Source organism: Pedobacter terrae (assembly GCF_036946585.1).
Classification (GTDB): Bacteria; Bacteroidota; Bacteroidia; order Sphingobacteriales; family Sphingobacteriaceae; genus Pedobacter; species Pedobacter terrae_C.
In genome coordinates, this window is the sequence record NZ_JAQIIV010000003.1 from 340282 (window position 1) to 366054 (window position 25773).

Below are 25773 nucleotides of genomic sequence, written 5' to 3' on the forward strand. Positions count from 1 at the left end.
TCATAATCAAAAGATTGCTTCGTCGTACCTCCTCGCAATGACGATATAATTTTATATCTTCGTGTATAGCCTAACCTATGAAAGTTGACAGAGAAAAGAGTGAGTTTCTTGACGATATGATTGAGCAGTGGCAAAGCGACGGCTTAATTGATCATGAAACAGGTGACAAACTCCGTAAAAGTTATGAAGCCAAGAACTTCGATTGGTTGCGCCTGGCACAGTATGCTTTTTGGGTAGCCCTGGCTTGTGGTTTTATTGCACTTGGATCACTCCTTATAGATAATTCGATCCTAAACTATTTAAAGCGGGTTTATAACACGCCAAATATTGTGATAGCTATTGTTTCAGGCGGATTAGCGGCCTGGCTTTATATCTTGGGTTTTAATCGGAAAAAGAAGCTGGCACACCTAAAATTTAGTAATGAAGCCATTGTATTTTCTGCCATTTTGCTCACGGCAAATGCTATTGCTTATTTTGGAAAGGCCTTAGATAATGGTTCAGGTAATTTTTCTGTCCTGATATTAATATCCTTTTTCATTTATGGTGCTTTGGGTTATATTTTCAATTCGCGTTTAATCTGGATTTTCGCCTTAATCTCTTTAGGTGCATGGTTCGGTACAGAAACAGGCTATCTAAGCCGTTGGAATTATTATTTCCTTGGCATGAACTATCCGTTGCGTTTTGTGATTTTCGGTGCATCATTAACAGCAGCATCATTCCTGATGAAAGCTTTCCCCAAAACACAAAATTTCTTTCAGGTTACCTATATCGCGGGCATGGTTTATCTTTTTGTTTCACTCTGGCTGTTGTCGGTATTTGGCAATTTTGCCAATCTAGAAGAATGGTATCAGGTACGACAATTGAGTTTGTTTTACTGGGCATTAATTTCTGCGGCTATTTGTATAGCCAGTACGCTTTTTGGCTTAAAGTATCATGATGATATTGCCCGTGAATTCGGCATTACTTTTCTTTTTATCAATCTCTACACACGATATTTCGAATATTTTTGGGATAGCTGGCACAAAGCTTTATTCTTCTCTGTACTGGCGGCTTCTTTTTGGTTGATTGGCAGAAAAGCAGAGAAAATATGGAATGTGGAGTTTTTGAAGTAACCTTAAAAACTAATTTCATTTGATCAATGCTTAATCGTATAAGATTAAATATATTCTATTGTTGTAAACATGCAAGTTGAAAAGCAAAATTTGTACAGTAAAGTTATTGAATTGCTTAACCAAGCGAGGCAAAACGTAGCACAAACCATTAATAATACAATGGCTATTGCATACTTCGAAATTGGCAGAATGATTGTTGAAGAAGAGCAACAAGGAAAAGAAAAAGCTGAGTATGGTAAACAGGTTTTAAAAGAGCTATCCAAAAAATTAGTAGCCGAATTTGGCAAAGGCTTTTCTGAAACAAATTTGAGGCAAATACGTAATTTTTATTTACTCTATTCAATTCAGCAGACACTGTCTGCTGAATTAGGAAAAGAACAAACAGCCTCTAACGAATTCAAAAACAAAGAAATTGCTGATACAGCATTTCGCAAATCTATAAATCAGCAGGCACTGCCTATGCAATTCAAACTCACTTGGTCGCACTATCTTAAATTAATGAGGATAACAGATGCGAATGAGCGTAATTTTTATGAAATAGAGGCTATAAAGAATAATTGGAGCTTACGTGAACTCCAACGTCAATATGACTCCGCACTATATACTCGTTTAGCGATAAGCAAAAACAAGGAAGAGATAAGATCACTTGGCCAAAAAGGACAAATAATTGAAAAGAACAAGGACTTAGTGAAAGATCCGTATATATTGGAATTCTTGGGTTTACCGGAACTAAACACTTATTCAGAAAGTGATTTAGAGCAAAAATTGATTGATAAACTTGAACACTTTCTATTAGAACTGGGTAATGGCTTTACCTTTGTAGCCCGTCAAAAAAGAATAACTTTTGAAGAAAAGCATTTTAAAATTGACTTGGTTTTCTATAATCGAATTTTACGGTGTTTTGTATTGATTGATTTAAAAATCGGAGAACTCAAACATCAGGATATTGGGCAGATGCAAATGTATGTGCACTATTTTGACAGAGAAATAAAACTTGAGGACGAAAACAAAACCATCGGCATTATCCTTTGCCAGGATAAAAGTGAATCTGTCGTGAGATATACACTTCCGGAAAATAACGAACAAATTTTCGCAAGTAAGTATTTAACCGTTTTACCTAGCGAAAAGGATTTTATCAAAGTCATTGAGAATTAATTCAAATGAAAATATACCAACAAACAATAGCATTAAGAGAACATAGAAGGGGTTTCCATATCATTACCGACGAGGTTGAAGATGCACTACCGCAAATCAGTGAGATTAACATCGGCATTTGCCAGGTTTTTATACAACATACCTCTGCTTCCCTTACGATTAACGAAAATGCCGATCCAACTGTGCGTATGGATTTTGAAATGTTCTTTAACAAAACAGTTAAAGAAAATGACCCCGGTTATAAGCACGACTATGAAGGATCAGACGATATGCCTGCACATTTAAAAGCTGCGCTTTTAGGTAGCTCTGTAACTATCCCGATCAGAAATGGCAGGTTAGCGCTTGGTACCTGGCAAGGTATTTACCTTTGCGAACACCGCAATCATGGTGGACAAAGAAGATTAACAATCACTGCCTGGGGAGAATAATTATGCTTTATGTACTTCTTCCTTAATTTCAGGGTGATTATCCTGAATAGATTTACCATCCGTTTCTACTTCAATTTCTTTGGTTGTTACCGCATAATGTGAAGGGTAAATTTCTGAACCGAAAGCAACGGCATAAGCCTTGGTAAACTCGGCACCAAAATATAAAATGATGGAAGAATAGTAAGTCCACAAAAGTACAACTACTAAAGAACCTGTTGCACCATAGGTACTTCCCACATCGCTTTGCCCAATATAAATAGAGATGGCAAATTTACCAATCATAAACAATACAGCAGTAACTATTGCACCGGCAATTACATCACGCCATTTGATAATCGCATCAGGTAGTACCTTAAATATTACACCGAATATTAATGAAATTACTGCAAGGGTTACGATCTGGTTGACAATGTAAAATACAATAACAGATACTTCTGCAAATCTGGCCTGTAAACGACTGCTAAAAGCATCTAATACCGAAGTAACGGCCAGTGAAACCAATAATACGAAGCCTAAGCTAATAATTACCGAGAAAGACAAAAAGCGATTCTGCAACATTTTCACCCACCCTCTTTTCGGTTTTGGCTTTAATCCCCAAATGGTATTGATAGAATCCTGGATATCACCGAAAACGGTTGTTGCACCAATTAATAAAGTAATAATACCAATAATTAGCGCGATTGTGCCTTTTCCATCCAAATAAGCATTCTTGATCAACTGTTGCAGTGAGAGCGCAGATTCCCTGCCTAGAAAACCTTCAAGTTGGGCATAAACCTGCCCTTCCGCTATTTCCCTACCCAGGAATATACCACATAGAGAAATAATCACCACTAATAATGGGGCCATGGAAAATACGGTATAATAGGCCAAAGAGCCACTAAGTTTCGTTACCTTATGATCGTTAAATCCCGTAAACGATGCTTTTAAAACGCCCCATATTCCTTTTAAAGTGATTTTCCGCTTTTCCATAAACAAATTATTTTAGATGAGTTACTCTAAACTTAAACCGCTTCTTTTTTGAATTGTTTGTAAATTATAAACAAAGAGGGAGTGAGAAGAAGTTAACCACACAAAAAAAGCTCCTGATTTTGATCGGAGCTTTGTTCTTTTGCAATAAGTGATTTCAGATTTATTTGGCCTTAATCCATGATGCAAGATCGTTAATCAAAATTTCGGATACGCTTACAGCTGCCTGGTATTGAGCCATTGTCCCCTTTTCGGTTTGCGAACTCAACAAGTGATTTAAATCCGGATAAAATTTAAGAACCACATTTTTCTTTTTACCCAAAGCATCATTCCATAAATCAAAATCTACTTTACCTACCTGAAAATCATTACCACCTTGCAATATGTAGATTTTAGGTTTTGAAAGGTTTTTAGCTACATTAACCTGGCTATAGCTATTTAAATCTGCCCAATATTTTGCCGGCAAACCTAAAATAATAGAATCAGGTTTTATGGTAGTTCCTAACTGCGAAATTCTACTTTTATCAATTTCCACAGCAGCATCTGCCAATTGTTTTTTAAAGGCAGCCGTTGTATCATTGGCCAGATCGAACATATATTTATTCTGATCAACAATAATATCACTTAATTTTCTTGCTGGTGTTGCCGCCATAATAATACCTGCTAAATCAGGCGTCAGACTGGCAATTTTAGGGGCTAACATTCCGCCTAAACTATGACCGAATACATAAATAGCTTTTGGATTAGCCCCAACAACTGTTTTGGCAAGTGTTATAGCTGCAGCTGCATCATCCAGCACCTCTTCTTTTACGGTAAAAGCTTTGTTAAATTCGTTAGGATAGATTAAAGTCCTTTTTACGTATCGAACAGAGGCAATTCCTTTAGAAGCTAAACCGCCAGCAATATCTTTAAAAGGCTTATTCGCACCAATGGTTTCATCCATGTCAGCAGGGCCGGAGCCATGCACAAAAACAACAATAGGAAAATTTTTGACATTTTTTGGTGTGGTAATAATAGCGGCCAATTGTTTTCCTGCCGGACCAATATATACCGACTTTTCCTGGTATAAACTGGTATCTACATAGGTCGGTTTCAAATAGGATGATGTTCTTCTGGAAGGTGCTAGGAAGATTCCAACAATTTTCTGTTGTTTATTAAAACCTAAAATAAAGTTCTGATCACCATTAGCAAATTTACCTTCAACCGTTACAGCAAAAAAATCGCCCTGAGCTTTACTTTGAATGGCATCTAATGATTCTGCCTTCCCATATTTTGTTCTGATATCTCCCCAAAGTTTCTTTAAATTTTCTTCTGTTAATTTAGTTTTCAAAGTGTCATCAAAGAAAGCATGTGCATCTTTAAATTTTTCTTCCTGTAACAGCTTAAAAAAATCGTTTGCGCCGTTGAAAAGCTGAATCACATTCTGAGAAAATGCGGTAGTTGTAAATAATAAAGCGATTATGAATAAAAGGCTCTTTTTCATTCGTATAAATGTTTAATGGCGGTAAGGTATTATGATGGTTCTCGGTAAGGTCTAAAAATCATAATAGCTTCCTGTATGGTGTTCGGTTTTTTTACAATACCCAAAGTTAACAATATTTGGTTCTGAAAAGCCTCTAACTAAACTAGCTGTTTAGTTTTAACTTATTTTAACATTTGAAGTTAGTTCTTACGTAAAATTTAGCGTATAAATGTTGTGGCTAAGCAATGCTTTTCCCAGATTTATCCATATCTCGAAAAAAACCAAAAAAAATAAAGCTGAACACAATATATTTTGTTTACAGCGTTTATGTATATGAGAGCGTTAATTTAGATGACGGGGATACTGCCTGAGGGTGGGATCCCCGTTTCTTTTTTGGCAAAAATGCAAATGGCATGGAGCAGAGGACCATAGCGCAAAGCTCAAAGCTCCCTGCCCTTTGCTATCAAGCATAAAAAAGGGACATTGTTAAAAAATGTCCCTTTTTAAGATATATGATGGAGTTAAGAATTTTAGCTTTCTTTATTAGTAAAATCAACAGGTTTCTTCTCAAAATACTGATCAAAGTTTTGATTTTTTTTAGGTTTTAAGATTAGATAAAAACCTAAACCGATCAGTACCATTGGAATGCTAATCCTAAACAGATTAAAATCAAAAATGTTTATCGCTTTAAAAGTAAATAAGCCTCCAATGATAGTCAATGCCAACCAACCGCTTCCCTGGAAGTCTTTACGGTAACCCATCCACAAACCAATACCCAACATAATGGTGTGCCACCTCAAAATCCAATGTGGAATATCTATTCCCGAGTTTCTTAATAAGAACACCGAACCGATAGTGATGATTAAAATACCTAAACCAACTTGTTTATCTGCGTGATTTTTTTTGATTAAATTTTCCATGACCGTTTTGTTTTATGATTCAAATGTATCATGAATATCGATGCTGCAGAATGGCTTTTCCCTTAGTTGCGATCTTTTATCGGTGAGTGAAATAAAACTGTCGGTAAAAAATTTTGGAGAATTTAAGGGTAAGTTATTTTATCGGTGAAGTTGTCAGTTTTGCCACGGAAACACAGAGAACACGGAATGGAAACAAATTCTCTCAATTTGTAATTCTTAAAGATTGATTTGTCATTTCGCTTGTTAGTAACACGATTAGGGATAATTAAAATCAATAAATGACAGTAGTATTGAATAAAAACCTTCGCCAGGGATCGTCATTGCGAGAAGGCTTTTTCAGCCGACGAAGCAATCTTTATTGCAAGGGGATCATTGGCGTGAAAGATTGCCAGCCTGTTGCCGGCAGGCTTCGTCGTTCCTCCTCGCAATGACGATTTTTTGGACAACCGAACTAATGTTATTCAAAAATAAGAATATCTGCTCCTTCACTCATGATTACTTTTGAGGTAAGGTTAATGAATAAGCCATGTGCTAGTAAGCCGTTAATCTGGTTTAGGTTAGAAGCCAATTTTGCAGGATCATCAATCAGGCCAAAATCAGCATCAATAATCAGGTTTCCATTGTCGGTAATAAAGGTTTTGTTTTCCACGGTTCTCAATACACCGCTTCCGCCTAGTTTGCTAATTTGATCGAACACATATTGATAAGCCAGAGGAATTACCTCGATAGGAACAGTAAAAGCACCCAGCTTTTTGACTTTTTTTGAAGCATCGGTAATAATAATGGTGTTTTTACTTAATGAAGCAATTATCTTTTCTCTGAATAGTGCTCCCCCTCCGCCTTTAATCAGATCAAGCGATTCTGTAAATTCATCAGCACCATCAATGCTGATATCAATTTGACCTAAGCGTCCAAGGTCAAGAATTTCGATGCCAAGAGATTTCGCGAGTTCTTCCGTTCGAATGGAACTTGCGGCTGCTTTTATTTGAAGTCCGTTTTGTACAAGTTTCCCCAACTCAATAATAGCAAAGGTTGTAGTAGAACCCGTGCCTAAGCCAACTACATCACCATTTTTAACAAATTTTACCGCAGTCTGGGCAGCTGCCAACTTCTCTGCATCTTGTTGCGTTTTATCTGTAGTAGCCATAAAGTAAAAATAGGTTTAATTGATAAACATCCAAAAATGAAAAAAATTTTACAGCTGATGCAATAAATCGTTTTTACAGCGTTAATGTATATGAGAGCGTTAATTTAGATGATGGGGATTCTGCGGTAGTGGAATCCCCATTTCTTTTTTCAACTTAAATACGCTGTCGTCATGATCGGGATAATTTATAGCGTAAAGTGCAGTACCGGTACTAAAAGTAAAGGTTCCGTCCCGCTGTAATATTGCTCCCGAAAAAAAACAGGTTCTATTTCACAACAAGGCTTTATAGCAAAGGTCGTAATCAGTTTCTCTATAGCTCAAACACAACAAAATCAAATTTTGCAGGTTTATATTTTATACCAACCTTTTAAATTATGATCACACAAAGTAGTTTTAGCCTTAGCGGTGCAGACGGAAAATTAATTATTGGCGACATCACTTTTGATGAAAAAAATCCTAATACCCCCATCGTACTCTTTGTACATGGCTTTAAAGGTTTTAAAGATTGGGGTGCCCATAATCTGGTAGCCAGTTATTTTGCCAGCAATGGTTACCGTTACATTAAGTTTAATTTATCACATAGTGGCGTAGCTGTTGACGAACCAAAAGATGTTACTGATATGGAAGCTTTTGCCAGTAATACTGTATCAAAAGAACTATTTGACGTAAATGCAGTATTGGATTTTGTAGAAAAAGCTTACGGTTCAAACACTAAAGTAAATTTAATTGGCCATAGCCGGGGAGGTGGATTATCCATCATAGAAGCAGCAAACGATTTAAGAATCAACAAACTAATTACCTGGAGCGCCATTGCCGATTTTAATAGTCTTTGGAAAAAGGAACAAGAGGCAGAATGGAAAAAAACCGGGAAGATTTTCGTTACTAATGCCCGTACCAAAGAACAGATGCCATTAAATGTAACCTTATTGGAAGACCTGGAAGAAAATGCTGCAACATTAAATATCATAGATGCAGCAAAGCGCATTAATATCCCTTGGTTAATTATACATGGCGATGATGACGTCAATGTTCCTTTCGAAACCGCGCAAACCCTGACAGAGGCCAACCCCGGCAGCAGGTTGGTTAAAATTGAAGGTGCAAACCATGTCTATGGGGCAACACAGCCTTACACTAGCGAAACTTTACCACCACTATTATTTAAAGTTTGCGAAAAGGTTTTGTTATTTTTGAATGAAGGGTAATTAAACATGATGACAACTTTAACCTCACAACAAATTAAAGAAATTGCAGACACAATCGATTGCGGTTTCATATGACACTGGAATATCAAAAACAATAGACTTATTTTTATACCAAACAATGAGGATTTTAATCCTGACTCCAATGATGCATGGGACTAAGACCTAAAAGAGTTGCAATCAAACTCGGGCGATTATAGGGAAATTGAGCAACCTGATTCAAGAGAATCATTTAGGATGATGGAAGAATTTCTGGACGAACTTCCTGATAATACTCGAATAAAAGTTAAATTAATTGAGGCCCTTAGTAAAAGAAAACCTTTCAGGGAATTTAAATATGAATTAGATAATTCAGGCGAATACAGGCAATTATGGTTTGATTTAAAAATCAAAAATTATTTGATCGTGTAAAAGAGCGGGTTGAATATATTATTACGCAAGATAATTTGGGGGGATAATTAATCATCCCCCCTCCTTACAAAATTCCTCATATCGCTGCCGCTAGGGCTTTGGAAAATTTCAAGATCGAAGTAAGGTACTGCAGCCAATAAATGGTCAAAAATATCAGCAGCCACTTCTTCAAAACGTTTTAAACCTTTTTCCTTCGAAAATACATAAATCTCAATAGGCAATCCGTGTTCTGTAGCCTGTAATTGGCGTACCATAAAGGTGAGTTCCTTATTAATATGAGGATTGCTTTCCAGGTATTTTTCTGCATACACCCTAAAAGTTCCGATATTAGTCATGTGGCGACCGTTAACCAGATTATTGGGATTTACCGTGTTTTCAGCATTGTAACGCTCAATAAAAGCCTGGGTTTCCCGGAGGTAATCTTTCAGAAAATCGATGCTCTGCAACCTACCGATCAGTTCTTCATCACAGAATTTAATACTGGAAATTTTAATATTGATGTGACGTTTAATCCGCCTGCCCTCGCTTTCCTCCATCGCCCGCCAATTTTTAAAAGACTCGCTTACAATGGCATAACTCGGCACAATGGTTACTGTTTTATCCCAGTTGCGCACTTTAATAGTGGTTAAATTAATTTCAGTTACCTCGCCATCGGCGCCGTATTTTTCTACAGTAATCCAATCACCCACTCTCACCAGATCAATGGCACTCATTTGTACCGATGCCACAAAACCTAAAATCGGATCTCTGAAAACCAGAATAAGAACTGCTGTAACCGCACCAAAACCACCAAAAACGTACAATGGCGATTCACCTAGAATAATCGAAAGGATAAGCACGAAACCAACAATGTAAAATACAATTTTGGCTACCTGTTTGTAACTTCTGATGGGTTTATCCGCATATTTCTTAGATGATTCCATAATGGAAACCACCGCATTCAAAAATGCATTTATAGCAAACATCACAGCCAAAACCATGTAGATTTTAGCCAAAATCAAAGCATAGAAATGCCAGTTTTTAAAATAGATAAAAAGGTACGGAACAACATTATAGATAATATAGGCTCCAAAAATTAAGGCAAAAGCCCTAAAAACACGGAATTCGAATAATGCATTTTGCCAGTCGGATTTAGTTTTGGCACTTTTTACCATCATAATAAAAACCTGACGTGTTACAAAAATGGTGACAAACAGGAATAAAACAACTGCAACTAACCCGATAAAAAAATAGGAATAAATGAGTTCATTACCTGCAAGGCCTTTACCAACCAGCCAGTATCTAAGTTCGTTAAAAAGGTATTGAAACTCGGGGATTTTCATCAAGGCAATTTAGGATTTATTGGTTAGAAAATTAATAGTCTTCTTGTCTTTGTTATTCTGACCCTATAGCTATTGGATGAATGAAGAATCCGGCATTAGAGATTACTGAAGATGCCGCAACTATGCTAATATCGATAATTGCGCAGGAGTTTGTAATTAGTTGATATCAGAATATAGGATTGTTTGCTATGCTCAGAATGATAGCGTAGTGGTCTGTCAGGACACAGACCACGGTTTACTCTTACTTGCCATTCCTATTAAGCAATAACTATCAATTCTTTTCTACCCAGTTTCCGTCGCCTTTAATGATATCGATCAGTTCGTCCAACGCATAAGCAGTAGTTACATTTTTCTTTACCACTTCTTTACCACGGTATAAGGTAATTTTATCAGGCCCGGTACCCACATAGCCATAATCTGCATCGGCCATTTCGCCCGGACCGTTAACGATGCATCCCATGATACCAATCTTAATTCCTTTTAAATGATCAGTACGCGAACGGATAAGCTGTGTAGTTTCTTGTAAATCGAAAAGCGTTCGTCCACAGCTTGGGCAAGAGATATATTCTGTTTTACTGATGCGTGTACGGGTAGCCTGTAAAATACCAAAACTGGTCGAGTTGATCAATGAAGGGTTTTGTCCTTCCGCATCAATCCAAACGCCATCACCAAAACCATCGGTAAGCAAGGCACCAAGATCTGTAGCGGCATAAAGCATCAAATGATCAGCATCAACATCCTGGTAAGTTCTCTTGATGATCACCGGAACCTGTATGTTTTTCTCCTGCAGCGCCACAAAAAATGCCCTTTGTTCGGCCATGCCGTGAATAGCAGAAGTTTTAAGGATCAGCACTAAGCTGGTTAACTGGTTAATTGTTAAACTGGTTAACTGCGTGGCATCAATCTCAACAAAGTTTAACAGCTCATCTTTTTGATCAGCTTTGATAAATTCTTCTAAAGAGAATAAGGGATGACAGTTATTTTTCTGTTTTAACTTTAACCAGGCTGCATAATTATAAACCTGCTTCAAATTCCCAGGGAAGGAAAAAGACGGCAAATGATCTCCCAAAAAGGCTAAATCACATGCCTGATCGGCTAAATTATATTTATCTAAACCTGCACTATAATGGTAACCAACTGAATTTAAGAAATAAGGATCTTTTAGGTTTTCTTTAGAAACATCAATCATCACTACCGGATGGTGATGCCCGCCAATATGTTGTACAGGAGTGGTAATACGGCGGTTGTATTCGTAAGGGCTGTAAGTTGGGAGTTGAGAGTTGGGAGTTGGGACTTTTGCATGCGACTCAAAACTCTGAACTCCAAGTTCCAAACTCCTCTTCGAATATCGGTCTGCTAAAGCTTTAGCCACTGGTGCTTCAAATTCAGGATCTTCGGTTAAAGAAACGCGAATGGTATCGCCCAAACCATCTTCCAATAAAGTTCCAATACCAACCGCTGATTTAATGCGACCATCTTCGCCATCACCAGCTTCGGTAACACCTAAGTGTAAAGGATAATTCATACCTTCTTTAGCCATGGTTTCTACCAGCAAACGGTAAGCCTGTACCATTACCTGGGTATTGCTGGCTTTCATCGAGATCACCAGATTATAGTAGTTCTGATCTTCGCACATGCGGATAAACTCCATTGCCGATTCGACCATACCACGTGGTGTATCGCCATAATGGCTCATAATCCGATCAGAGAGTGAACCATGATTGGTGCCAATACGCATCGCAGTGCCATACTCTTTACAGATTTTTACCAAAGGGACAAACTTTTTGTAAATCCGGCTCAATTCTGCATTGTAGGCATCCTGAGTATATTCTATATTCTCAAATTTCTTTTTATCTGCGTAATTCCCTGGATTAACACGCACTTTTTCAACAATTCTTGCGGCCATTTCGGCTGCATTCGGTGTAAAATGAATATCGGCAATTAAAGGCACATCATAACCGCGGAAACGCAATTCTTTTTTAATATTGGCCAGATTTTCAGCTTCTTTAATGCTTGGTGCAGTAATACGGACATATTCACAACCAGACTCAACCATGCGTATGGTTTGCTCTACCGTACCCAGCGTATCCATTGTATCGGTAGTCGTCATCGATTGAATCCTGATCGGATTGTACCCACCTAACGCAATATCTCCAATCTTTACCTCACGGGTTAGATACCTGGAATAAGCGGTTAAACTGTTACAATATCCGCCAGCCAGATCATGTTTTGCCAATATATTTTCCATCTACCAGCAAAGATAAGGATTGTTGGAGTGTTTTAACGTTGGAATGTTGTAATTAAATCGCACTAATCCTAATGACAAAATTCTTTATCTTTTGGAAACTAAAGGGCAGTATTGCTTGTTAAATACAGCCCGCTTTTTGCTTTACTCGGTTGCACCTCGTGTTTGCTTCAATCCGGGTTTATTCTTTAACATTGGTTGGGCCTGGCCGTATTTCATCATCCTAAATATAGCATGTCGCTAAACAAGTATTGTCAGCCTCTCTAACTATATCAACCGATCTTTGATCACCAAAGTATTTGCTACAATATCATGCCAGCATTGGTGTTTTTTATTCAGGAAACTGTATAGATAACCAAAGAAAACAGGAATTACAGATAAGATCTTAGAAAAGTTCCTGGCGAGGGAAACACCTAAAGAAACTTGGCTACCTTCTAAATCCGTTACTTTGATATTTAGGAGTTTTTTACCAATAGTTGCCCGGCTATTAGTTGCTTCAGCGATGCTGCCATAAACCAATTTAACTAAAAATATTATCGGAAAAGGGGCTAAAAAAGCCATAATCCGTTGGTCTTTCCCTTCTATAAAAAGATAACTGGTCAAAATAATTACGGTATAGAAACCGAAAATAACAAAATGATCAATTACTGAAGCCAATAATCTTTGATCAAAAGCGGCGAAATATTGCGGTGCAGTTTTCTGATACGTAAAACCTAAAAGCTCACGCAGTTCAGGCATTGCGTGAGCTTCTTTATAATCGTCCATTCCAGGTTTGCGTATAAAAGTATTCGCACTGATATTTAAATCTTTCAGTTCGTTTAAATTATACGGCCCTTCTGGCTTACCATTGATTACAACTGTATATTGATCAAGATTCATTGGACTGGATCAGGATGGTTTGGATTTAAGATTTTAAGATAGGCGTTTTATAAAGATTCTTAATGAAGTCTTAGCCTTACGTCTTCTACCTTCTAACCTTCAGCCTCCCTAGTATCTGCTTACTTCAAAGTTACTCAATCCACCATCTAAATTGATAAAGATTTTTTTAGTTGAAGTTTTATAATTTGAGGTTTCGTAAACACCATCACTCAATTTTTCAAATCCATCAAAATCCTTCGCCGATAAGCCCGTTTTGGTTTTAATCCTGCAGCCAGAATTGGTAGGCACCTTAATTTTCACGTCGGCTACACCAGATTTTACGATTACATCAGTGATTGGCAATAAATCTCCAAATTGAATATCTAAAGCTGCAGCCCCACCATCAAAGCGGAAAGTACGCACTTTGTAATCGGTAAAATCGAAATTTGCTTCGCCAGCACCCAATTTCATCAAAATATCCCAATTGGCTTCCTTGTTTAGTTTAAAGTTAACATCGTTGCCACCATCGCCAAAATTCCATTTATTCTTTTTATCGTCCATCTGGAATGTCAACACGGTAGCACTGTCGGTAAGTAATTTCCTTAAAGAAAAGTTGCCATGTTTTTTCTTCACATCGGCATTGATCAACTCATTGGTTTCACCATCAAGATTAAATGATATACCACCCCCGGAAATATTTAACACTGTTTTTTTCGCATTATCTGCAGCCACAAATGGCTCGGATAAACTCAAATGATTGTACGATGTATCATTATCATCGTCGTCATTGTCATCGTTGTTGTGCTCAATATTAATATCGACGTCTTTTTTAAATTGACGCCCCCACCAACTGCCTCGCTCAGGAACCTGTTGGCCTCTATAAAAAAGGAAAGAAAGAGCCACCACTAAAACACCAATGGAAATAATGCTGCCTGTTTGCGAATTATTTTTATTGAACAGGATATTTAAACCTGCTATGATTAAAAACACTGGCCAGAAGCTCCAAACATTGCGCCAATAAAAAGTGATCACGCCAAAGTTTTCGAGTAGAAGTACACCGCCAATAAAAAGCAGAATGATACCCCACATTAATCTATCTAATTTCATTTTATTTATACTTGAGGGTTAGCGGATGTTGAATGATCATCTTTATTTACTGATGTTGTAGGTTCATTTTCTACTATCGTTTCAGAAAAATCGGCTTTTTGTTTTTCAGCTTCCTGTTGGTGCTGAAAAGCTGCCCAGTCATTTTTTCTTTTTGATTTGGCTATAATACTCACGCCTAAAGCGATAAATATCAAAGGCCACATGTACCTGAATAAATTACGGATACTAAACCAATCAGGTATGAAATCCATTTCGCGCATCAGAAAAAAACAGCCTATTACCAGCAATACCAAACCGCCTATGGTCCGTCCAGTATCATTCGATTTATTGAATTTACTAAAATCAGGCTGTGTTTCGAACGGCGTTTTCTGTGTGCCGTCTACAGGTTGTGTCCAATTTTGATTTCCCTGACTAGCAGGCCCGGCAAAAGGATCTGCAGTTCCAAAAGGCTGTGCATTTGGATTTTTGTTACCAAAGTAATCGTTAAATTTAGAGAACCTTGCTGCCGGATCGTTGTTAACCGGAACAATAATCCACATGATAATATAGGCAATTAAGCCACCTCCCGCCATAAATATGGCCGATAATGCAAATAATAACCTGATTATGGTAACCTCCACCTGCATGTAATCTGCAAGTCCCGAAGCTACACCGGCAATCATCTTATCATGTTCGTTTCTAAAAAGCTTCTTTTCCATAACGTTGTTCATTTTGTGTTAAAAATCAAGCGGAGTAATCAAGACCTCATCTACATTTACCCCTTTACTTAAGTTTAAAATGGTAAATAAAGTTTCTGCAATATCTTCAGGCTGTACAAATTTTTCATCCGGAATTGTTGTTCCTTCCCAGGATGAAGTTTTGGTAGCGCCTGGCAAAAATGCTGTTACTTTAACATGATGAGGAGCCAACTCTTGCCGCAATACATGGTTAAGACTCAACATCGCTGCTTTTGTTACACTATAACTTCCTGCATTTTTCGCAGGTACATTACTAGCCGCCGAACAAATGTTGAATATATGGCCCCATTTGACTGAACGCATTTTTTTTCCAAAGAATTTACTCAAATAATAGGTGGCATTTGTATTTAAATACTGTTGTTTTTCAAAGATTTCGTCATCCTCATCAAGCATACTTCCAGGCAAAAAGATTCCCACATTGTTGATTAAAACATCTACATGATCAAGGTTAATTGTAGTCGAACTTAAAAAAGCATATACTTCTTCTTTTATCGAAAAGTCTGCTGCGTAGATAAAAACAGCATTCCCATAAGGTGTCAATTCCTCCTTAAGCTTATTAAGGTCATCCAAGCCCCTTGCTACTAAAATTAAATCGTACCCGTTCTGGGCAAATTTAATCGCAATAGCTTTTCCGATTCCCTTAGTTGCCCCTGTTATTACCGCTTTCATGATTTATGGTTTAATTTTTGTTAACAAAAAACCATAATTATATTCAAAACCACGAATATTTTTGTAATTAGCAAAGCGCTCCAACTTTTTTATCGTTTCTTTGTAGTAGTATAGAATGATCATTTAAATTAAGCAAATACATACGGAATGAATTTTACCAATTTCGGCAGATACATCCTGCTACTTAAGTCTGTATTCAGAAGGCCGGAAAAACTAAAAATTTACCTGAAAGAAATTGCCAAACAAATGGATTATGTTGGCGTGGGCTCTTTAGGTTTAATTGCTATTATTTCTACTTTTATTGGTGCAGTAATGACTTTACAAATTGCTTTCCAGCTGGTTAGTGATTTTATTCCAAAAACCATTATCGGTTCTGTAAACCGTGACTCGAGTATCTTGGAATTAAGTCCTACCATTAGCGCAATCGTACTGGCAGGAAAAATAGGCTCGGCCATTTCGTCTGAAATTGGCTCTATGCGGGTTACCGAACAGATTGATGCCCTGGAAATTATGGGTATTAATGCACCGGGATATTTAATTCTTCCTAAAATCATTTCGGGCATAACCATGGTACCCATGCTGGTTATTATTTCAATGTTCTTGAGCATTACCGGTGGCTATATTGGTGGCTCGGTTTCCGGAGCAGTAACACCATCAGAATATATTCAAGGTATTACCACCGATTTTAACCCTTATACCATTACCGTTGCTTTGGTAAAGGCATTTGTATTTGGATTTATCATCACGTCGGTTCCGGCATATGAAGGATTTTATGTTCGCGGTGGTGCACTGGAAGTTTCTCAGGCCAGTACAAGGGCTGTTGTAATTAGCTGTATTTCTATTTTAGCTTGCGATTATATCGTGACCCAATTGTTATTGTAATGATCGAAATTAAAGATATTTATAAGTCATTCTCCGGGAACGACGTATTAAAAGGTATTTCTGGAAAGTTCGAAGAAGGCGTAACCAATTTAATTATTGGCGGTTCGGGATCCGGAAAAACAACCTTGCTAAAATGTATGGTGGGTTTGCACCAACCAGATTCTGGCTCAGTATTGTATGATGGACGCGATTTCACGCCGATGACCTATGAACAGCGTATTGAGGTACGTAAAGAAATCGGGATGTTATTTCAAGGCTCTGCCCTGTTTGATAGTATGACAGTTGAAGAAAACATCATGTTCCCTTTAAACATGTTTACTGATCAAAGCAGACAGGAAAAGCTTGAACGGGTTGACTTTTGTTTGGAGCGGGTAAATCTTGCTGGTAAAAACAAATTATTTCCGGCTGAATTATCTGGAGGAATGAAAAAACGTGTCGGTATTGCACGTGCCATTTCTATGAACCCAAAATACCTTTTTTGTGATGAGCCTAACTCGGGTTTAGATCCGAAAACTTCCATCGTGATTGATGAACTGATCAAGGAAATTACTGAAGAATATAAAACTACTACCATCGTGGTAACACATGATATGAATTCCGTAATGGGAATCGGTGATTACATTCTATTTCTGCACGAAGGAAAGAAATTTTGGGAAGGCAGCAATAAGGAAATTGCCCATACTGATATTCAGGAACTGAATGATTTCGTATTTGCCAGCCGTTTCATGAAAGCCGCAAAAGATAAGTTTTAAGAAAATTTGTATATTTGTATATGACTACGGCTACCAAAAATATCATTCACAAATTGGAAACCTTACCAGAAAGCATGGTAAATGAGGTTGAAGATTTTATTGATTTTTTAAAAGCTAAACATTCAAAAAGTTTCCCTAAATCAACAGGTGAAAAAGCAACTGTTGTTGAAGAACCAAAAAGCTTATATGGTGCTGCAAAGGGTACAATTCTTTATATCTCTAATGATTTTAATGAGCCACTAGATGAACTTAAGGATTATATGTAATGCGTTTAAATTTTACTAAATAAATCGTGATTGTGAGGCACGAAGAAATCTCATTCTGTATATATCGCATTAAGATTGCTTCGTACCTCGCAATGACGGACCACATATAATAATAAATGATACAATTACTTGCCCCCACTCACTGGAAAGACTATGAGCTGATAGATTGCGGGGATTTTGAAAAATTAGAACGTTTCGGAAACGTCATCCTCATCCGTCCCGAACCTCAGGCGGTATGGAAAAAAACATTATCGGAACAGGATTGGAAAAAAACAGCCAATATTACTTTTAGAGGCCGTTCGGCAACTTCTGGCGAATGGGTAAAAAAAAACCAGTCTATTCCAGACCGTTGGCATGTTGAATATAAAAATAATGAGGTAGCCATTAAGCTCCGTTTAGGCTTAACTTCATTTAAACATGTAGGTGTATTTCCTGAGCAAGCGGTAAATTGGGATTTTATCTCATCATCTATTAAAAAATTCAAAACGCCACAGCCTAAAGTTTTAAATCTTTTCGCCTATACCGGTGCGGCATCATTGATTGCAAATGCGGCAGGTGCAGAAACTACCCACGTAGATTCGATTAAGCAGGTGGTAACCTGGGCAAATGAAAACCAGGAACTTTCGGGTTTGAAAGACACCCGTTGGATAGTTGAAGACGCACTAAAGTTTGTAAAGAAAGAATTAAAAAGAGGCAAAAAATACAATGGTATTATCCTAGATCCACCAGCTTACGGCCACGGCCCTAATGGAGAAAAATGGAAGCTTGAAGACCATATCCAGGAAATGATGCAGGATGTAGTACAGTTATTAGATGAAAAAGAACATTTCCTTATCCTGAATACCTACTCTCTTGGTTTTTCTTCAGTAATTGTTGAAAATTTAATCCGTACTTCTTTCCCTGCAGTTAAAAATCTCGAAACAGGAGAACTTTATTTACAGGCTACTTCTGGCATTAAATTGCCACTAGGAGTTTTTGGTAAATTCTGTAATGTGTAAATGTTGATTACTTTATTTTAAACTATCAGATTTCCGACCTACTTTCATCGGTTCGGAAAAAAGACTAAATTTTAATTATCTAATATATCTATGAAATTCCCTCCATTAGCAGGCACCATCATACTTGGTTTTGCCGCAATCAGCTTATTTGCCAACTGCAATTCAGACAGTAAGGGCGGAAGCGGCATTGGTAAAATCTTCTCTACTGATACCACCAAAAAGAAAACCGACTCAACCGTAAATGTCATGAAACCGGTTGATCCAAAACTTTACGATTCATTGGTAAAAAAACTGGCAAATGGAGATACTACGGGAAGATGGCCAGTAAAAAAACAACCATATCCTTTAGCAGGAGCTATTTTACCATTTAAACGCATCGTTGTTTATTACGGAAACCTGCATTCGAAAAAAATGGGGGCGCTTGGCGAGTATGCACCTAAAGAAATGTGGCAACGCCTTAACGCTGAAGTTAAACACTGGGAAAAGGCTGATCCTTCTACCCCTGTCCAACCGGGATTACACTACATCGCTGCAGTAGCCAGTGGAACGCCTGGAAAAGATGGAAAATACATCAATAGGATGGGCAACAAACAGATTGATTCTGTTTTGAAAATTGCCAAAATGCAACCTAATACCATCGTATTTTTAGATCTTCAGGTCGCTTTAAGTACCATCAAAGCAGAATTGCCACACATCGAAAAATATCTTGAATTGCCTTATGTACACTTAGGTATCGACCCGGAATTCTCCATGAAAGACGGTTCATTGCCCGGTAAAAAAATCGGAACTTATGATGCTGCAGACGTCAATTATGTAACGCAATACCTGGCCAATATCGTTAAAAAGCATAATTTGCCTCCAAAAGTATTTGTATTGCACCGCTTCACAAAAAAGATGGTAACCAATTCGGCCAACATTAAATTACGTCCTGAAGTACAGGTAGTAGTGCATATGGACGGATGGGGTGAACCCGATTTAAAAATTGGCACCTACCGCCACTTTATACAAAGCGAACCGGTACAATTTACAGGCTTCAAACTTTTCTATAAAAATGACCTGAAAAAAGAACCTAAGCGTTTAATGACTCCGGAAGAATTGTTAAAGCTAACACCAAAACCGATATATATCCAATATCAATAAATTTGAAGCCTGTATTGAAATTACAGGCTTTTTTTATGTTTGTAATTCCAATCGATAGCTGTAATCGAGTTATGAAATGCTATAAATCAAAAACCTACAAGAATAATCAGCCCTTTAACACGATTATAATATTAAAAACATGTCTTTTTTTTGGAATGACATAAAATTGGAACAGATTTTATACCAATTAGACTTATGCAAATAGCAACATTTGGCGGAGGCTGTTTTTGGTGCACAGAAGCCGTTTTTAAAACTTTGAATGGCGTAACTCAGGTTACATCGGGTTACATGGGAGGAACATTAAAGCATCCAACCTATATGGAAATATGTAACGGTGATACGGGACATGCAGAGGTGATTCAAATCGCATTTGACGAAAACGTGATTACGTTCAACGAACTTCTATTGATATTCTTTAAAACCCATAATCCAACAACTTTAAACAGGCAGGGGAATGATGTGGGGACACAATACCGCTCAGTAGTTTTTTATGAAAATGATGACCAGAAAATGCAGACAGAAAAAATGATTGCAGATTTAACGGAACAACATATTTTCGATAAGCCTATTGCTACAGAAGTTGCTCCGGTAGCTGAATTTTACGAAGCCGAAGATTATCATCAGAATTATTTCGGCCACAATCAGTCAAAACCATATTGCGCTTTTGTAATACAACCTAAACTGAATAAGTTTGTTGCAGATTTTAAAGATAAAGTTAAATCAGAATTTTTAGAATAATTAGTTGTCGAAAGTAAGTAAGGCATGCTGGCTTGCCGTATAAATATCCCTCCAAACCCTGTTAATTTCCGATTCTTTCTTGGCGGCCTCTAACCCACAGTATGGAAACAAGGTAGCGGCTAATCTCCAACAGGCATGCGCCAATTTACGGCTGTTTGAACTTACCTCCTTTAATTTGCCATCTGGAATTTCACCATTACTGATTAACTGATTCCATGATTCATCAAAAGCATGGTAAAATTGCGAACGAAGGGTTAACAATTCAGCCTTGCAATAGTTAAGCTCATTGTTAAAGAACAAAATCTGCGCTTCGCTATATCTTCCTAATCCAGATCGGGCATAAAAAGACTGTTCTACCAGTTTAATAAAATGATTGGTCATTCCTAAACTATTTACCGTTAGCGTGGTTTCTGCGAGTTGTAAAAAGGGATAATCAAAACCACGATCAGCCACTTCAATTTGCTGGTTAATTTTAAAGGTCCGATTTTCGTTTACGTTTAAATTACACACTTCAAATGCATGGCTTCCTGTTGCTATTAATCCAAAGTAAGACCAGCCAGGTAAGATATTCACTTCCTCTTTTTTAAGTATAAATGACTTAACTTCCGGCAATCCGTTTTCATCCAAAATATCATCACCGCTTTCATTTTTAAGGGTACAGTTGGCAGTAAATATAGTAGCATGTAATGCTCCGCTCGCATAGTTCCATTTCCCATTGATTAGATAACCCTGCTGTGTTTTAATGGCTACTCCACCAACAGCACCACTCCCTGCAAAACAAACTTCACGGTCGGCAAAGATTTCTGCTGCCAATGCGGGGTTCAGAAATCCGGCAAACCAGCCTGCACCTGCACAAAGGGTAACGGTCCAGCCTAAACTTCCATCGGCTTCTGCCAATTCTTCTTCCAATCTTAAAACTTCAGGAAGTTTTTTCCCTGGCCCACCGTAAACCTCGGGTACAAAAAGTTTAAACCAATTTTCCTGATAGGCCAGTTCCAAAATTTCGGGATGTAGCTTGCCCATTTCTTCAGAAAGTGCGGCATAAGCGTTTACTTTTTCTTGCCATGTAGGGTTTACTGTTTTGTTCATGGTTTATTGGTGCAACTAGGCTATACTCATTTTGCTTTTGTTAATGATCTTTTTCCATTCAAAAAAACCAAATATGGCTACGATGAACAAAAATGTTGTTAAACAGGCCATGAGGGGAAGTTTTTTGTGAAAAAGCAATGGAATAGCCACAATGTTGGATATGTTTAGGAATATCCAGTTCTCTATTTTACGTTTAGCTAACAGCCACATGCCTGCCCAAGCTGTTGAAGACACAAAAGCATCAAATAAAGGCACATCCGAATCAGTATAATGCCTCAATACCAGATAAAGCAGTACGAAACCGACCTGTGAAATAAAAACGGCAATGGTTAATTCATTTTTGCCTGACCAGGATACCTGATTTTCTCCATCCTGTTTCCTTTTCTTCCAGATGATCCAACCGTAAACACTCATTACCAGATAATACATACTTAAAAGTGTTTCTGCGTATAATTTTACGTTCAATAATAAAAACATCGATAGCAATACCGAAATGATTCCGGTAGGATAAAGCCAGATGTTATTCTTCTTCGCTAACAATACTTCAGTTACACCGAAACCTACAGCCAGCCACTCAATTACTGAAGTATTTAAAATCTGCTCCTGAAAAAGCTTAAACCACTCTTGAAAACTCATTTAAAATATTTGTTAAAATCATTGAAAACTGCTTTCAGGGCAAAACAGCAAGGTAATGCTAACCTCTTTCCTACGTCGGTATTATCCGCATCAGGTTCATTTAAGGCTGAAGGCTGGAAGGTTGGAAGGTGGAGGGGAAACCTTCAACCTTTTACCTTTCTACCTTTTACCTTAAAATGGGTATAATCTCAGCAAATTGACGGCAACAGAAATTGCAGCATCAACAAGCACCCCTTTGAGTGAGGCAAATATAGGTTTAAAAATGAAATGTTTCCATTGAAATGAGAAGCGTTGTCAACTTTATGACCTTTTGGCCATCAAAGTTGACAACTTAGTTTTTTTTAGAATAATCCCAACTGTCCTTTATCATCAATATCGATATCATCTGGGTTGGTGATTTCGAAATCTACCTTTTTAACAGGTTTTTCACTTGTGTTGGGCTTATCTTCAGCTTTACCATCTTCTTTTTTAACTGATTCAGGTTCTGATTTAGGTATTTCTATCGTTGGTTTTTCTTTTACCTCTGGTTTATCAACCTTAACTACAGGCACATCTGCACGTTCAAACTTCGGTTTTGGTGGCGTTGCAACAGGCTCACTAATTACTGTTGGTTCAGTGTTCACATTATCCGTTTCTGGTTCTTCATTAGCGGCTTCCACTTCAGACATTGATTCCTTATCGCCATCTTCTTCCGTAGTCGTTTCTTCCTGCTCTTCACCCACGATTTCAGGCTCTTCTAACGCTACTTTCTGAACATCATGCGGAGATAATCTGTTACCGTTCGCTTTCAATCCTTTAACATCAATCAGTTCTGCCAGGGTCAAATCCAGTGTTTCCGGGATTTGAGTTTTGCCTTTTAACACATCAACAATAACTTTTGCCGCTGGATTTGAAGTGAGGTGTAACAACTTCGATTTTTGTTCTTCACTGATAAAGATGGTTTTCTTGCCATTGGCCTGCAGTTCGAACACAAAACGTTTGATAAAATAATTTTGTGCTTTGCCTTCAAAATGCACTGCGGCAAAAATCTGCTCTGGATCAAATTTCTGGATCAAGATTAACCCATCATCAAAATGATTGCTAAGTTCAAAAGAACTCAACTCATAATATCCATCTTTGTGTACCTGTAAAATACGATCATCTCCATCAAATTCGCCCAGGTATTTTCCGCGACCATCAACATTCAGGCGCTTTAATAAATCATCGTACCAGATTTTTAGTCCGGATAAAGTAGAAACGCCTTTACTCTTCAGCACAATTTTCTTAACAGGGTACTTGGATACAATATTGCCCTGTGAACCACGTCCTTTAATGGCCACCTCAGCAAAATCAAGGTCGAACTGCAGCTTACGCAGTTTAGAATGCGGCTTTAGGGCTACATTGATCACTTCCGCTTCTCCGTTCGGATTAGCGGTAAAATATAAAACCTTTGAGCCTTTTGATCCCTTTGTTAAATCATATTCCTTATCACGCGTCACGCCTACTACAGCAAACCTTTTGATATAAGAAGTACCACTTGCCCCATCTTTATAAACCATATTATAAATGGTCCGCTCGTCGTTTTTCTTGAACACCTGCACATGGATAATGCCTTTACCCACAAAAGTTTTATCGGCCACTTTGGTGATCATGCATTTCCCATCTTCGCGAAAAACGATGATTTCATCAATGTCTGAACAATCGGCAACAAATTCATCTTTACGCAAACCTGAGCCTACAAAACCATCGGCCCTGTTTACATATAATTTTACGTTGGCCAAAGCAACTTTAGATGCTTCTACCCGATCGAACAAACGGATTTCGGTTTTACGTTCCCGTCCTTTCCCATATTTATCTTTCAGTTTCTGGTACCAGGCAATGGCGTAATCGGTAAGATGTTTTAAGTGATTTTTAACTACTTTAATCTCATCTTCCAGGTTTTTTCATCTGCTCATCTGCCTTTTTCACATCAAAACGGGTGATGCTACTCATTGGCTTATCAATCAGCTTCTTAAAGTCTTCAGGTAATATTTCGCGGTAAAGCGACGGTTTAAACGGATCGAATAAAATGTGTAAAACCTCAACTACGGTTTCAAAATTGGATGAGTTTTCATATTCAGGATTTTTGTACATCCCTTCCTGAATAAATATTTTAAGTAACGAGCTAAAGAAAATTTTCTCCTGTAATTCGTGTAGACGGATTTCAAGCTCTTTTTTAAGTAAACTCTTGGTGTGTCTGGTATTTTCGATCAGGATATCGTTCACACTTAAAAAGTGTGGCTTATCATCCTGAATAATGCAGGTATTTGGTGAGATGGAAACTTCACAGGCCGTAAAGGCATACAGCGCATCAATGGTTACATCAGGTGATATACCCGGCGCCAGATGCACTACAATTTCTACATTCGCCGCCGTGTTATCTTCAATCTTCTTGATCTTGATTTTGCCTTTATCATTGGCCGATAAAATACTATCGATCACAGAACCTGTTGTGGTACTAAAGGGCACTTCAGTGATGACTAGCGTTTTCTTATCCTTCTCGGTTATTTTGGCACGCACACGGATTTTACCGCCACGCTGACCTTCGTTATAGTTCGAAAAATCGGCCATACCACCCGTAAAGAAATCGGGCAGGATATTTGGGCGTACGCCGCGCAGTGCTTCTATCGAAGCATCAAGTAATTCAACAAAATTGTGCGGCATTACCTTGGTGGCCAAACCTACCGCAATACCTTCGGCGCCTTGTGCAAGCAACAAAGGAAATTTAACCGGTAAAGTAATCGGTTCATTGTTACGTCCATCGTAACTCAATTGCCATTCGGTAGTATCAGGATTGAATACCACTTCATTGGCAAATTTTGATAAACGCGCCTCGATATAACGTGGTGCTGCAGCGCTATCGCCCGTAACCGGATCGCCCCAGTTACCCTGCATATCAATCAATAAATCTTTTTGCCCAATCTGTACCATCGCATCACCAATTGAGGCATCACCATGTGGGTGATACTTCATGGTGTTACCGATTACGTTGGCAGCTTTGTTGAAGCGTCCATCATCCATCTCTTTAAGAGAATGCATAATACGGCGTTGAACAGGCTTTAAACCATCGTTGATATGTGGAACGGCCCTATCAAGAATTACATAAGACGCGTAATCGAGAAACCAGTTTTCGTATAAACCGTTGATTGGGGTTATGGTATGTTTGTGCTCTTCGTTTACGTTTTGATCTAATTCTTCACTCATTTATTTACAGAAATTGGCAGCCGTAAATATAATAAAAATGATGGCACAGCGTGAAGAGAGGTTATTCACATTTTGCAAAGTGCATCCATCCTATCGGCTGGTGTCGCACGTGCCGAGATTTCAATTTGCTTATGATGATATAGAAAGCGGAATTAAGCTTGTATTACCTTAAATGTCTTACATGATAAAAGAAGCGAAAAAAAGATCCTTCACTACGTTCAGGATGACAGCTATCAATTTGGTTCTCACCTGACGAAATCAAGATTCGCTTGTCATGATTTGGAAAGCAGAGTTAAGTTTATATTACCTTAA

At 37.9% G+C, this 25773-nt stretch carries 24 protein-coding genes and 1 pseudogene; 12 read left to right on the plus strand and 13 right to left on the minus strand.

From position 1 onward, the window contains the following. Window positions 1–77 precede the first annotated feature (77 nt). The 3 genes from PGN18_RS06420 to PGN18_RS06430 all read left to right on the plus strand — a co-directional run bounded on the left by PGN18_RS06420 (window position 78) and on the right by PGN18_RS06430 (window position 2695). Window positions 78–1112: a DUF2157 domain-containing protein gene (locus PGN18_RS06420; RefSeq protein ID WP_335318590.1), complete on the plus strand. Its 1035-nt coding sequence runs from the start codon at window positions 78–80 to the stop codon at window positions 1110–1112. Window positions 1113–1181: 69 nt separating this feature from the next. Continuing rightward, window positions 1182–2267, plus strand: a complete 1086-nt coding sequence (locus PGN18_RS06425) for a PDDEXK nuclease domain-containing protein (protein WP_335318591.1) — start codon at window positions 1182–1184, stop codon at window positions 2265–2267. 5 nt (window positions 2268–2272) lie between these two features. After that, window positions 2273–2695 carry a secondary thiamine-phosphate synthase enzyme YjbQ gene (locus PGN18_RS06430; protein WP_335318592.1) on the plus strand — a complete coding sequence of 141 codons (423 nt, stop codon included), beginning with the start codon at window positions 2273–2275 and terminating at the stop codon, window positions 2693–2695. Here the strand turns inward: PGN18_RS06430 and PGN18_RS06435 are convergent, their stop codons facing one another. The 4 genes from PGN18_RS06435 to rpiA all read right to left on the minus strand — a co-directional run bounded on the left by PGN18_RS06435 (window position 2696) and on the right by rpiA (window position 7190). Next, the gene (locus tag PGN18_RS06435) at window positions 2696–3664 is read right to left on the minus strand and encodes a YihY/virulence factor BrkB family protein (RefSeq protein WP_335318593.1); all 969 of its coding nucleotides are present in this window, start codon (window positions 3662–3664) and stop codon (window positions 2696–2698) included. It abuts the gene before it with no gap. Between the two features lie 160 nt (window positions 3665–3824). Next, window positions 3825–5144, minus strand: a complete 1320-nt coding sequence (locus PGN18_RS06440; RefSeq protein WP_335318594.1) for an alpha/beta hydrolase — start codon at window positions 5142–5144, stop codon at window positions 3825–3827. A 509-nt stretch (window positions 5145–5653) separates the two neighbouring features. Next, complete coding sequence (locus tag PGN18_RS06445; protein WP_335318595.1) at window positions 5654–6043, minus strand: LiaF transmembrane domain-containing protein; 390 nt, start codon at window positions 6041–6043, stop codon at window positions 5654–5656. 457 nt (window positions 6044–6500) lie between these two features. Then, the gene (gene rpiA, locus PGN18_RS06450) at window positions 6501–7190 is read right to left on the minus strand and encodes a ribose-5-phosphate isomerase RpiA (protein ID WP_335318596.1); all 690 of its coding nucleotides are present in this window, start codon (window positions 7188–7190) and stop codon (window positions 6501–6503) included. Between the two features lie 374 nt (window positions 7191–7564). Between rpiA and PGN18_RS06455 the strand changes: the two genes are divergently transcribed. Together PGN18_RS06455 and PGN18_RS06460 are read left to right on the plus strand one after the other, a co-directional pair. Continuing rightward, entirely contained in the window at window positions 7565–8392 is an 828-nt protein-coding gene (locus PGN18_RS06455) for an alpha/beta hydrolase family protein (protein WP_335318597.1), read from the plus strand. A gap of 171 nt (window positions 8393–8563) precedes the next feature. Next, window positions 8564–8800 (plus strand): UPF0158 family protein, encoded by a 237-nt coding sequence (locus PGN18_RS06460; protein ID WP_335318598.1) that lies wholly within the window; start codon window positions 8564–8566, stop codon window positions 8798–8800. Window positions 8801–8847: 47 nt separating this feature from the next. On the opposite strand, the gene PGN18_RS06465 is transcribed toward PGN18_RS06460, so the two are convergent. From PGN18_RS06465 to PGN18_RS06490, 6 genes are all read right to left on the minus strand, one after another. Beyond that, window positions 8848–10122: a mechanosensitive ion channel family protein gene (locus tag PGN18_RS06465; RefSeq protein WP_335318599.1), complete on the minus strand. Its 1275-nt coding sequence runs from the start codon at window positions 10120–10122 to the stop codon at window positions 8848–8850. A gap of 271 nt (window positions 10123–10393) precedes the next feature. After that, window positions 10394–12370, minus strand: a complete 1977-nt coding sequence (gene ispG / locus PGN18_RS06470; RefSeq protein WP_335318601.1) for a (E)-4-hydroxy-3-methylbut-2-enyl-diphosphate synthase — start codon at window positions 12368–12370, stop codon at window positions 10394–10396. A gap of 264 nt (window positions 12371–12634) precedes the next feature. Continuing rightward, window positions 12635–13246 carry an RDD family protein gene (locus PGN18_RS06475; RefSeq protein WP_335318602.1) on the minus strand — a complete coding sequence of 204 codons (612 nt, stop codon included), beginning with the start codon at window positions 13244–13246 and terminating at the stop codon, window positions 12635–12637. Between the two features lie 108 nt (window positions 13247–13354). Next, window positions 13355–14332: a LiaF transmembrane domain-containing protein gene (locus tag PGN18_RS06480; RefSeq protein WP_335318603.1), complete on the minus strand. Its 978-nt coding sequence runs from the start codon at window positions 14330–14332 to the stop codon at window positions 13355–13357. A gap of 5 nt (window positions 14333–14337) precedes the next feature. After that, a complete protein-coding gene (locus PGN18_RS06485; protein ID WP_335318604.1) occupies window positions 14338–15030 on the minus strand; it encodes a PspC domain-containing protein in 693 nt (230 codons plus the stop codon). Window positions 15031–15048: 18 nt separating this feature from the next. Then, entirely contained in the window at window positions 15049–15738 is a 690-nt protein-coding gene (locus PGN18_RS06490) for an SDR family NAD(P)-dependent oxidoreductase (protein ID WP_335318606.1), read from the minus strand. A 147-nt stretch (window positions 15739–15885) separates the two neighbouring features. Here PGN18_RS06490 and PGN18_RS06495 point away from each other — a divergent pair, with 147 nt between their 5' ends. The 6 genes from PGN18_RS06495 to msrA all read left to right on the plus strand — a co-directional run bounded on the left by PGN18_RS06495 (window position 15886) and on the right by msrA (window position 20514). Further along, entirely contained in the window at window positions 15886–16620 is a 735-nt protein-coding gene (locus PGN18_RS06495; RefSeq protein ID WP_335318607.1) for an MlaE family ABC transporter permease, read from the plus strand. Then, the gene (locus PGN18_RS06500; RefSeq protein ID WP_335318608.1) at window positions 16620–17372 is read left to right on the plus strand and encodes an ABC transporter ATP-binding protein; all 753 of its coding nucleotides are present in this window, start codon (window positions 16620–16622) and stop codon (window positions 17370–17372) included. Before PGN18_RS06495 ends, PGN18_RS06500 begins: the two co-directional genes overlap by 1 nt. Window positions 17373–17425: 53 nt before the next feature. Then, a complete protein-coding gene (gene vapB / locus PGN18_RS06505) occupies window positions 17426–17638 on the plus strand; it encodes a type II toxin-antitoxin system VapB family antitoxin (protein ID WP_335318609.1) in 213 nt (70 codons plus the stop codon). Between the two features lie 116 nt (window positions 17639–17754). Beyond that, on the plus strand, window positions 17755–18636 hold the full coding sequence (locus tag PGN18_RS06510) for a class I SAM-dependent methyltransferase (RefSeq protein WP_335318610.1): 882 nt from the start codon (window positions 17755–17757) through the stop codon (window positions 18634–18636). Between the two features lie 90 nt (window positions 18637–18726). Next, the gene (locus PGN18_RS06515) at window positions 18727–19776 is read left to right on the plus strand and encodes a hypothetical protein (protein WP_335318611.1); all 1050 of its coding nucleotides are present in this window, start codon (window positions 18727–18729) and stop codon (window positions 19774–19776) included. Window positions 19777–19971: 195 nt separating this feature from the next. Further along, a complete protein-coding gene (gene msrA / locus PGN18_RS06520) occupies window positions 19972–20514 on the plus strand; it encodes a peptide-methionine (S)-S-oxide reductase MsrA (protein ID WP_335318612.1) in 543 nt (180 codons plus the stop codon). On the opposite strand, the gene PGN18_RS06525 is transcribed toward msrA, so the two are convergent. Next, window positions 20515–21603 (minus strand): acyl-CoA dehydrogenase family protein, encoded by a 1089-nt coding sequence (locus PGN18_RS06525; RefSeq protein ID WP_335318613.1) that lies wholly within the window; start codon window positions 21601–21603, stop codon window positions 20515–20517. A gap of 15 nt (window positions 21604–21618) precedes the next feature. Beyond that, window positions 21619–22239 (minus strand): nicotinamide riboside transporter PnuC, encoded by a 621-nt coding sequence (pnuC, locus tag PGN18_RS06530; RefSeq protein WP_335318614.1) that lies wholly within the window; start codon window positions 22237–22239, stop codon window positions 21619–21621. Between pnuC and PGN18_RS06535 the strand changes: the two genes are divergently transcribed. Beyond that, window positions 22228–22425, plus strand: a complete 198-nt coding sequence (locus PGN18_RS06535; protein WP_335318615.1) for a hypothetical protein — start codon at window positions 22228–22230, stop codon at window positions 22423–22425. The genes pnuC and PGN18_RS06535 overlap by 12 nt on opposite strands. Window positions 22426–22580: 155 nt before the next feature. Here PGN18_RS06535 and PGN18_RS06540 read toward each other — a convergent pair. After that, window positions 22581–25461: pseudogene (locus tag PGN18_RS06540) on the minus strand (DNA gyrase/topoisomerase IV subunit A). Window positions 25462–25773: the final 312 nt, after the last annotated feature.